This window comes from Ectobacillus antri (assembly GCF_003852715.1).
GTDB classification, from domain to species: Bacteria; Bacillota; Bacilli; order Bacillales; family Bacillaceae_G; genus Ectobacillus; species Ectobacillus antri.
This window is the reverse complement of the sequence record NZ_RIAV01000041.1, coordinates 1-9,400: the sequence shown is the minus strand read 5'-3', so window position 1 is coordinate 9,400 and position 9,400 is coordinate 1. Positions and strand designations below refer to the sequence as shown.

Below are 9,400 nucleotides of genomic sequence, written 5' to 3'. Positions count from 1 at the left end.
AAAAAATCATATTTTAGTAGGCTTCTTTGTCATGCCTACTTTTCCGTTACTCGCTAGTTTTGAAACAAGGATCATTTCGTATATAGTCATTTACGTTGTTAGCTTGATGGGCATGGGGTACAGCCAACATTTCGGAAATTTTGTACGCTAAGCAAATTCAGGATAAAAAAAGTGATTTTTTCTCTTAAATGATCAATTTTCCTTTTCTTACTCAACAAAGGTCCATGTTATGTAAACACCTCAAACAGTATTTATTATGGGTTGAACAGTATTGATGTCCCAGAACATTTCCTAGTTCTGTTTGATAATACGGAAATAGTATATGTTTAAGAAATACTGGAAAGTGAAAACCCTGATTTCTCTACGGTAAGCAGAATAATCAGGGCTTTTTGAAATAATTCATTCAATTTTTGGATTATACCTTTTCTTCAATGTCTTTTTCATTATATTGTCTAGTGTTTAACCAAGGATCAATTAATGATATTAACTCTGCTGGTAACACTTTAGAATCCGCACTAATCTTGTCAATCTGACTATTAGAAGACAGAGTCAGTATGTTCATCTCCCATTCATTAGGAGAAGGAATTAAGATACTGTGTTTAAAAACAACTCCCATTTTATCAAACGAGTTTCTAAAACCTATAGAATGTTCCCCTGTTAAGCGTCCATGCAAGTTCGTAATTAGAATTCCGTCCGCCATTAAGATACGACTAAGTTCTTCGTAGAATTCGATTGTATCAAGATGCGATGGTATTTCATTTCCGTCATAAGCATCTAACGCTATTAAATCATAGTCTGAACTATTCGCATTTTCAACAAAGTTAAAAGCATCCACAATATGTACTTCTGTCTTACCATCTTGGCTAAAATTGAAATAATTTTTAGCTACATTGTAGACCTCTTCGTCTATTTCAACTACGTCAATCTCAATTTCAGGGAAAATTCTTCTTAGCGTTTTAACCAGGTACCCTGTACCTAACCCTATACATAGAATTTTTTTAATCTCTCTATTTAAAAAAATAGGTCCAAGTAAAAAACTGTTTAAATAAGGTGTAGAAGTCCCTTCTTCATTTTTTAGTATTCCAGATTGAAAGGAAGTAAGAAACCTTAGATTTCTTTGCTCATCGCTTTCAGATACATAAATTGTTGAATATGCGGATTTCTTTTTAAAAAGTATTTCTTCTCCAAAGAAATCCATAGTCCATTTCATTATCAAGTTTTCAAATTCATCCTGTATTGACTCTTTACATGAAGAACAGATACTCTCTTTTATTTCCCTATTTCCTATACTTACTGTGAAGGTTTGATCCGCGTAACAATAACATTTTATGCATGGTAATAGCATGTAATCAACTCCATTAAAGATTCATCATTGGGAAAGGCTCTAGTAGTATAACAGGTCCTTCTTCTAAAAATTTATTAGCATTATTAAACAAGCTCTTTGAGTCTTCATAAAAATCAACAAATTCTTGACTGATAAACCCTTTAAGTTCTTCAACTTTTTTGTTAGCTGATTTAATATCTCCAGATAACAAAAGACATAGTACAAGAGATTGATAATCTTTATTCGTAATTGCTTTACCTGACAGTTCCTTTAGTTGAAATGAATTTTTGTAATAAGTCATGGATACCTCATACTTTCCCATTAAAAAGTGAGTGTATCCTAGTTTACGAGATACTATCTCCTGATGGAAAATATCATTATACTTTTCGCAAATAATATATGATTTCTTTAGAGATTCTTCTGCTTGACTATACATTCCTAAATGCAAAAACAAATTGCCTTCAAAGTAAAAATACTCTTTCTTGAATACTTCAGGGGCATCTACAATATCTTTTTCAAGAGATTTCCATGCTTCTAGTGCTTGCTGATAGTCTCCTTTATAAAAATAAAGGTAAGAAATATTTGCTGTTAGGTTACCTAGTAAGCGTTCGGCAGATATTGGATTGCCGATTTCGTCCATAATTTTACTATCCGGAGTGTAATTCTTAAACGGTTTAAGAAATTCTACTGCCTGATTAACATAGTTCAAAGCTTTATCGAAGTCTTTTTCTAAAGAATATGAAACGTATGCAACATAGTTATAGAGCCAGCCTTTTTCGTATAAAGTACGAAAATCATCGCTATTTTGGGCTATATTCATTCCTTTTTGTATATATTCCTTGGCCCCATCAATGTTGTTAAGTCTCTTTCCATATATCGTAGCAATTAAGTGACAAGCTTTAACTTTCTCACCAACTGATTCTGTGTACTCTTTCATTTTTATGAAAGATTGTATCGCATTATTGTAGTCATCCATAAATACCTGAGCGATTCCGATATGTCTCCATACCTCATAGCTAAGTCTTTTTTGTTGCTCTAAAGTAAACCTGTTTAGGTTATTCAGAATTATATCTCCTAAAAGCAATACGTTTTCAAGATTAAATAAATGTAGTGAGCTGTGAAGCTTTTCCAATACCTCATTATATTCAACCTCACTTGACTTTAATGAGTGTATAAATGTGTTAACATTATCTTCTAAACTATCATCTGAAGCACAATAAGTTTTAGTTTCTTGTATAACCAAGTCACTTCCGTTAATAATTACTGGGTCAATCTTTGCCTTTAAATTGTTTAGTAGCTTAGTAATTCCTTTTCCATTATCCAGTTTATAGTTCAGTGAGTAATAACCCTTTACGTTTAGGATAAACGTTAAATTTTGAACTTTTAAGTTATAAGCTAGATGATGAATACAATATATAGAAATGCGGTCTGAATTTTGCAAGTCCTCTATTAATATAGAAACAGGCTGGATTTCTGCTAGCTTACTAATAATCCTTGAGACAAAATGAACCAAACGAAATCCCCAATGGATTTCTCTATTGAGTCTTACTTCAGACCAGCCCCAAGAAACGCTAAAAATATCAGGGCGATCTTCATCATTACTACTGGGAAATAAGGTTTGAAGTTCATATTTATATTCCTTTACCCAATCCCAATCCATCCATGACGATTTGTGTTCCAAGAGGAAATCCCTGAAGGGTTTTAATAGAGAGCGTTCCATTCGGTTTAATTTTGTGTAAAAAACAATCTTTTTCTCAGGAAAAGAACGAATTATATCCGATTTCAACTCTTCTATGCTTACATTTCCCTCAATCCAATAAGATATATGCCTAGGAGAGTCCTGAGAGATAGGTTGATAACTATTTAAAATAAATTTACTATTGCCGTTCGTATATAGGTCTTGAATCATAATTTAATCTCCTTCTATATCTTGCGTAACGGCGAAAAGAAAGATAAAACGCCTGCAAGAATAACTGAACAACCAGCGATTAGATAAGTAAACACGCTTCCCACACCTTGAATTGCAAGTCCTCCTATTAAACCTGCAAGTGGTATAGATAAATATGAAATGGATGTAAGTGAACCTTCAACTCTGCCATAAAGGTCATTTTCTATACTTTCCTGTTTGTAAGTATTTAGCAGTATGCTCAAAGTGGTAATGCATCCTCCCCAAAGCCCAAAACCGATAGCTGTAGTTATCCAATTAGGGAATAATGCCACAATAAAGGCCCCGATGCCACCGCCTAATATAGGCAGAAAACTTATTACATATCCTCTTTTGAACTTTTTGACTAACGGTTCTACCACTAAGCTACCAAGCATACCAAAAATTCCTATAGCAGCAAAGACTATACCTGAGTAAGTTGCACTTACTTTAAGAATATCTCTTAGGTAATAAACTAGAGTTGACATCACTAGTGCTATTCCAAAGTTAGATAAAACACTAATGTATGCAATAACACGTAGATCCCAGCGTTTCCATAAATACAAAAACCCTTTTTTAATGTCATCCCATATTTTACCTACATCTTCGTTTTCTTTAATACGGGGAATGTGACCTATCATGAAGATACATAGGGCCATCACAAGGTAAAAAAAGCTATTAATTAGTAAAGAATTATGCACTCCCAACAAGCCTATCAAGGCTCCACCAAGAAGTGGTCCGGCAGTTCTGGAAAGATTCTCTATAAATTGAATCCGAGCATTTGCTTTTGTTAAATTCTCCTTTGAAACTATCTGAGGGATAATAGCTTGTAAAGGAACGTCTACAAAAAAAGATAATGTAGAAACAAGGAAAGCAATAATGAAAACCGAAGGAATGAGTAAAGCGTCCATCCAAAACATAATCGGAATGCTTAACACCAATATGGTCCTTGTAATGTCGGCAAAAATCATCAGTTTTCTTCTATCAAATCGGTCTATAAGTACACCACCAAAAGGAAGCAAGAGAACAAAAGGAAGCATTTCGACTGCAAATGCTGTTCCCATGATAACGGCTGATCCTGTCAAGTTGTAAGCAACCCATGGTAATGACAAAATATAGATATTAGTCCCAATACGAGAAAATAGAAGACCCACTAAAATTAGATTGAATCTCGTATCAAGTTGAACATTTACATTTTTTTTGACAACAGCTTCAGGCATGCAAAATCATCCCTTCTAATTGTGATACAAACTCTTTAGGTGAAGGCATAGCCCCTTTGATTTTCTTTTTTGTTGATAATTGCACTCCCTCGCCTTCTGGCTCTATAAATAAATACCCATCTTCCTTTAATTCCTGAATATTTCTCTGCACTGCACGACGGTTATACATATGTTCATTTGTATTAGGAACTATAATAACCGGACAAGTAGCAGCCATTGCCGTAGTTGCCAATAAATCATCTGCTATCCCATTAGCAATTTTTCCAATAATATTTGCTGTAGCAGGAAGAATAATTAAAACATCAGCCCAATTTGGTAAGTGGACATGAGGAATTTTAAATTCAGAATATGAATCAAACATATTATCAAATACATATCCATCTACAAAGTACTTTAGAGAATCAGGATTAACAATTTTTTTAGCACTTTCTGTCATAATTATATTCATAGAACAATTAAATCTTTGATGAATCTCAGTTAAGTAACTATGTATTTCTACAGCTCCGATTGAACCTGATATTCCAATTAATATTTTCTTGTATTCCATACTAAACCCTCCGTAATTGAATAAAAGGCCTGGAATCTCTTCCAAACCTTTTATCTAAATCTAATTATTTACGTTTCGTACCAGGTGCACAAACATATACATTACGCTCTTCGAATCTCATTATGTATTCACCTCCCATAAAAGGAAATACTTACAAACCAATATTATTATAATAATATTCTGAAATCAACAAATTTTAAGTAAAAATTTATAAATAATCCAATTAGACTATAAAGATATAATACTAATGCATTATTACCTGAGTAGTATTTACCGGTTATGGTATCAAAAATGGACGTTTATGGAACTTTAGATTGAAGATATTAAATCAACCCTTTTTTACTAGATCAGAGGTCCAAAACTCATTTCCAATATCAAAGTAACATTTTTTATGTTCAATACCGTTTTTGGTGCTAAAATAAGTTCATAACTAACTTTTGCAGGTGATGAATGATGATTTTCGGTTATGCTCGTGTGAGTACAGAAGAACAAAATTTGAATATGCAAATTGATTCACTAACACGGTTTGGAGTAGAAAAAATCTATAAAGAAAAATTATCTGGAACTAGAAAAGATAGAACTCAATTAGAAGAGCTTCTTAAAGTATTACGCAGTGGGGACAAAATTGTTGTATATAAACTTGATCGTATTTCGCGCTCTACAAAACATCTAATTGAGCTTAGTGAATTATTCAATGAATTAGAAGTAGATTTCATCTCAATTAACGACAATATTGATACTTCAACAGCAATGGGAAAGTTTTTCTTTCGTACTATGGCAAGCATTGCCGAATTAGAACGAGATATTATTAGCGAAAGAACAAAGTCCGGACTTCAAGCAGCAAGATCCAGAGGAAGAAAAGGTGGTAGACCTACAAAGAAAAAAGATAAAGTAGAAATGGCGATAAAAATGTATAAAAGTAAGGATTATACTATTAATCAAATTACAGAAGCAACGGGAATCAGTAAAACATCACTGTATAGATACTTAGACAAAGTAAATTAGACTTATATCAAAATTATCTATAAGGAATGATCTAACTTGAGTGTAAAAGAACTGCTGACACCGGAACAAAGAAAGGAAATTTTAAACCTTAATAATTTTTCAGAATTTGAGTTTACTTCTTATTACAGTCTATCGGACTATGATATTGATGTTATTAATCGTCATAGAAGAGATCATAATCGATTGGGGTTCGCACTTCAATTATGCATTCTTAGAAACCCCGGTTGCACTTTAATTAATATTTTAGAGATACCCGATAACCTTATTAAATATATAGCAAATCAAATTAATGTAGATCCTGATGTTTACTCTTCATATGCTCAAAGTGATACAACAAGGCGTGAGCATTTAGAAGAAATACGCCAATTATATGGATATAGAAACTTTAACAACAGTGATTATCGCACGGTTTCTAATGCTCTTTTAAAATCCGCATTAGAAAATGGAAATGCTATGTATCTTGTACGTACTGCAATCGATTTATTAAGAAAGGAAAAAGTAATCCTTCCTGCAATACCAACCATTGAGAGAATGGTCTGGTTAGCAAGAACACGTGCAGAGAAAAAAATATACTCCATACTAACAAGTAATCTATCTGAAAGACATAAGCATGAACTAGAAAAGTTGATTGATTTAACGGTAAACAATAATAAAACTCAATTAGCTTGGCTCCGGGAGATTCCCGGACAGTCTTCACCAGAATCTTTTTTAAAGGTCACAAAAAGATTAAAGTACATTAAAGAAATGAATATTACGGCCGATACGGCATTAATACATCCTAATAGACTTTTACAACTAGCACGAATTGGGGCAAGATATGAACCCCATTCTTTTAGAAGATTTAGAGAAGATAAAAGATATGCATTATTAGTGGCTCACTTAATCACTCTTTCCCAAGATTTAACTGACCATGCCATTGAAATTCATGATAGACAAATGATGGTGTTACAAGCAAAAGGGAGAAAAACTCAAGAAGAGATGCAAAAACAAAATGGAAAGTCAGTAAATGAAAAAGTTGTGCATTACGCAGATATAGGAGCGGCTTTAATTAAAGCCAAAGAGGAAGAAATTGATCCTTATGTGGCACTAGAGAAAGTAATGCCTTGGGAGAAAATTGTAGAATCAATTGAAGAAGCTAAATTATTATCAAGACCAATGGATTATGATTACCTCGATTTAATAAAAACTCGATATAACTATTTAAGGAAATATACTCCAATCCTTTTAGATTCTTTAGAGTTTAAATCTACTAAATCAGCAGAGTCTTTATTGAAGGCATTAGATACCATACGTGAGTTAAATGATTCTGGAAAAAGAAAACTTCCTGAAGGATCACCTTTGAGTTTTGTTCCTAAACGTTGGCAAAAACATGTTTTTGATGATGAGGGTAACATTAACCGTCAATATTATGAAATGGCTGCCTTAACAGAACTCAAAAACTATATCCGTTCTGGTGATGTTTGGGTTGAGGGTAGTCGATTACATAAGGATTTTGAAGAATATTTAGTGTCAAAGGATGATTGGGGAAAAGCAAAGAGTCAAGGGACTAATATAGCTGTTAATGTAAGTTTTGAACAGTATATACAGGAAAGATGTGAAACTTTAAATACGAAACTTCAATGGATTTCCAACAATATTGATAAAGTTGAAAGTATTAATATTGAGAAACAAAAGATACATGTTGAGAGACTACAAGCAGATACTCCTGAAGAAGCTAGAAATTTCAGTTTATCTCTTTATAATATGCTTCCAAGAGTTAAACTTACGGATTTATTAATGGAAGTTGCTGAATGGACTGGATTTGAAGAGTCATTTATTCACGCTTCTTCTAATCAGCCACCTAAAGGTGAGGAAAAATCTATTGTAATGGCTACCTTAATGGCGATGGGGACGAATATTGGATTAACTAAAATGGCAGAAGCAACTCCTGATATTTCATATCGCCAGATGGCCAATGTTATGCAATGGAGATTACATGAAGATGCTATGACTCGCGCTCAAGCCACACTGGTAAATTATCAGCACCGTCTATCTTTAGCTACATATTGGGGAGATGGGACAACATCTTCTTCAGATGGTATGCGTGTCCCTGTTGGAGTATCATCGTTACATGCAGATTCAAACCCGCACTATGGAACTGGGAAAGGTACAACCATTTATCGTTTTACAAGTGATCAGTTTTCATCTTTTTATGCAAAAGTTATCAATACGAATGCAAGAGATGCTTTACATGTGATAGATGGATTGTTACATCATGAATCTGACCTTTCAATTGAAGAGCATTACACTGATACGGCTGGTTACACGGATCAAGTTTTCGGATTAAGCTATTTGTTGGGGTTTCGTTTTGCACCAAGGCTAAGAGATATAAGTGATACAAAATTATATACCATTTCTTCTCCTAATGATTTTTCAAACATAAAAGGCATACTTCGGGGCAAGATTAACACAAACGTTATTAAAGAGAATTTTGATGATGTCTTAAGGCTGGCACATTCAATTCGAGAAGGAAGAGTTTCTGGGTCATTAATCATGGGAAAATTAGGTTCATATGCAAGACAAAATAAAATAGCTACAGCTCTTCGAGAGATTGGGAGAATTGAAAAAACAATCTTTATTCTTGACTATATTACGAATGAAACATTAAGAAGAAGGATACATCGTGGACTAAATAAAGGAGAAGCCATGAATGGATTGGCTAGAGCTTTATTTTTTGGTAAACGTGGTGAATTCAGAGAACGTGGGATACAAGATCAACTACAAAGAGCTAGTGCATTAAATATATTAATTAATGCAATAAGCGTATGGAATACTGTGTATTTAAGTGAAGTGACAAAGGAATTTAAGAAAAATAATGTCCTAAAAGAAGAATTAATTCCACACATTTCACCGTTAGGATGGGAACATATTAATTTTCTTGGAGAATATAAATTTGATTCAAATAGATTACCAGCTAATTCACTAAGACCCTTAAATAAAAACTAACCAATAGCGTAAGCCAAATTCCTTAACGTACAGGTATTTGGCTTTTTTTGTGTCGAATTTTGCTTAGCGTACAAAATTTCCGAAATGTTGGCGGGACCCCGTATACAAACCACTCCTTGGAGTTTAAAATGGACGTACTGAATTACTTAGAACGAACAAGGGTGTCCATTAAGGAAACTGCACTTGTCTTTAACATTCCTTCTGACAGTACGGTATGGAAGTGGAGGGAATTGTTTGAAGCAGGAGGATTGGACGCTCTACAACCAAAGGCAAAGGGGCGTCCATCCATGAAGAAAAAAGAATCTAAAAACCAACCTATACCAGGCTCTGTAGAGGCACTACAAGCAGAGAATGAACTCTTACGGGCGGAGAATGCCTACTTAAAAAAGTTACAA

At 33.7% G+C, this 9,400-nt stretch carries 7 protein-coding genes; 3 read left to right on the top strand and 4 right to left on the bottom strand.

The window, feature by feature from the left end:
- Positions 1-415: 415 nt before the first annotated feature.
- The 4 genes from EEJ45_RS17515 to EEJ45_RS17500 form a co-directional block, all read right to left on the bottom strand.
- Positions 416-1,210: a spermidine synthase gene (locus tag EEJ45_RS17515; protein ID WP_246000023.1), complete on the bottom strand. Its 795-nt coding sequence runs from the start codon at positions 1,208-1,210 to the stop codon at positions 416-418.
- Between the two features lie 148 nt (positions 1,211-1,358).
- Positions 1,359-3,233 (bottom strand): tetratricopeptide repeat protein, encoded by a 1,875-nt coding sequence (locus EEJ45_RS17510; RefSeq protein ID WP_124566039.1) that lies wholly within the window; start codon positions 3,231-3,233, stop codon positions 1,359-1,361.
- 14 nt (positions 3,234-3,247) lie between these two features.
- Positions 3,248-4,468, bottom strand: coding sequence for an MFS transporter (locus tag EEJ45_RS17505; RefSeq protein WP_124566038.1), 1,221 nt, complete (start codon positions 4,466-4,468; stop codon positions 3,248-3,250).
- Positions 4,461-5,015, bottom strand: a complete 555-nt coding sequence (locus EEJ45_RS17500; RefSeq protein WP_124566037.1) for a flavoprotein — start codon at positions 5,013-5,015, stop codon at positions 4,461-4,463. The genes EEJ45_RS17505 and EEJ45_RS17500 overlap by 8 nt, the downstream gene beginning before the upstream one ends.
- A 453-nt stretch (positions 5,016-5,468) precedes the next feature.
- On the opposite strand from EEJ45_RS17500, the gene EEJ45_RS17495 reads away from it, so the two are divergent.
- The 3 genes from EEJ45_RS17495 to EEJ45_RS17485 form a co-directional block, all read left to right on the top strand.
- On the top strand, positions 5,469-6,020 hold the full coding sequence (locus tag EEJ45_RS17495) for a recombinase family protein (RefSeq protein ID WP_124566041.1): 552 nt from the start codon (positions 5,469-5,471) through the stop codon (positions 6,018-6,020).
- Between the two features lie 36 nt (positions 6,021-6,056).
- Positions 6,057-9,005, top strand: a complete 2,949-nt coding sequence (locus tag EEJ45_RS17490; RefSeq protein ID WP_124566036.1) for a Tn3 family transposase — start codon at positions 6,057-6,059, stop codon at positions 9,003-9,005.
- Between the two features lie 128 nt (positions 9,006-9,133).
- Positions 9,134-9,400: helix-turn-helix domain-containing protein (locus EEJ45_RS17485; protein WP_164464332.1), on the top strand; the 267-nt coding region annotated here is incomplete at its 3' end.